2 protein-coding genes are annotated in these 1,394 nt (G+C 38.7%); both read left to right on the forward strand.

Features of this window, described 5'->3' with window-relative positions; translation table 11 throughout:
* Positions 1-108: 108 nt before the first annotated feature.
* Positions 109-753, forward strand: a complete 645-nt coding sequence (locus BLV86_RS17455) for a hypothetical protein (RefSeq protein WP_090820133.1) — start codon at positions 109-111, stop codon at positions 751-753.
* Entirely contained in the window at positions 750-1,142 is a 393-nt protein-coding gene (locus tag BLV86_RS17460; RefSeq protein WP_090820136.1) for a hypothetical protein, read from the forward strand. Before BLV86_RS17455 ends, BLV86_RS17460 begins: the two co-directional genes overlap by 4 nt.
* Positions 1,143-1,394 lie beyond the last annotated feature (252 nt).

Below are 1,394 nucleotides of genomic sequence, written 5' to 3' on the forward strand. Positions count from 1 at the left end.
AAAACAGCACGTTAAGATAGACAATATTTAGGAGGAGCCGAAATTAATCTGCGGCAAACCTGCGGTAGGTGAGAAGATTAATTCGACGCGTTACACTTAGAGAAATGTATGGATGCATTTCACAAGGAAGTAGCATATATGAATGAAGGTTCCACGAATGAAAACGGAGAAGTTTTAAGGTATAAATTCCTTAAGCAGTCTCTCGACAATCCGGATGAGTTATACGAAATAGAATACCGAGGAGGCGGGCAGATTATTGGAATAGACGAATATCCTCCTGTAGGTACTTCGGTGCCAATGCACGGAATCTTGGATTTCTTCGATCATCTATGGTTCGATTTCCCGACTCCATTTGAAAAAGGAGATATCCTTTGGATTCCTAAAACCGATGATACTCCGTTAAAACATAGCTACGGTGGGTTTGTTCTTAACAAAATGTCAACATGGGATACCAATGAATTCTTTAGAAAAAATGGTGACAGTGATGACATGGATGCATCGGTTTATCTAGCTGACTCTCTTGGAGGAGTGTTCCGGGAGGTTGTAGGGAATTATATGGATTTTGAGTACTATGAAGGGCCTTTCAAGGTGAATGAGCAGTTTTTTTATGCTCTTAGTAGTTATTTAAAAGGAAAAATAGGAGAAGACGCCCTCCTGAGATTATACAGAGAAAGGCTTTTGGAAGTTGCCATAGCTGACGATATAGAGATTGCAAGCTGGGAAGAGGACGGAAGATATGAGGGGTTGATATGAATACTTATGAGGCATATTTAAAACATGAAGCTGGAAATATCATCACAATCGAAGAGTGTATGAAGATTTATTCTGCTTTGGTCGAAAGTATTTCTTCTTGTACCGTGGAGGATAAGCTTGATTTTTGGAATGAATTTATCAATCGTGCAGCTAGATATGCTTATATAAGAAACCAGTGGGAAACTATGAGTATAGAAGAAAAAACATCTGCAGACGATGGTCGTTCTAAAGCTCATAATGTAGTTATTATTTCTCTCAATACTCTTGCAAGAATAGTTGAGGGTGATGGTGGTGATGCTTCATGGAGAGCACAATTAGGCAACGAAAGGAAGCGGATAGGTGATTTCGCTTGCTTTGTTTCATATATAACTGGAATATCCAACAGATAATGATTTTAACGTAGAATAATTAATGGTACTGGAGGTTCGTATCCAATCCGACCACTAATATAAGAGTCAATAATATTTAGTTTATTTCAGTTCCCTTTCAGCATCCGGTGATATTATATGTCCATCAGATGAAGAGCATCTGATACCCTATAGAAGTTTTTTCATACTAATTACCATTCCGCCGGCGAGCGGCGGCACAAATAGTGATGAAAGTATCGATTCCCCTCTATGCTGCATATATAATGAAAGCGA

The organism is Oribacterium sp. KHPX15 (assembly GCF_900107835.1).
GTDB lineage: Bacteria > Bacillota > Clostridia > Lachnospirales > Lachnospiraceae > Oribacterium.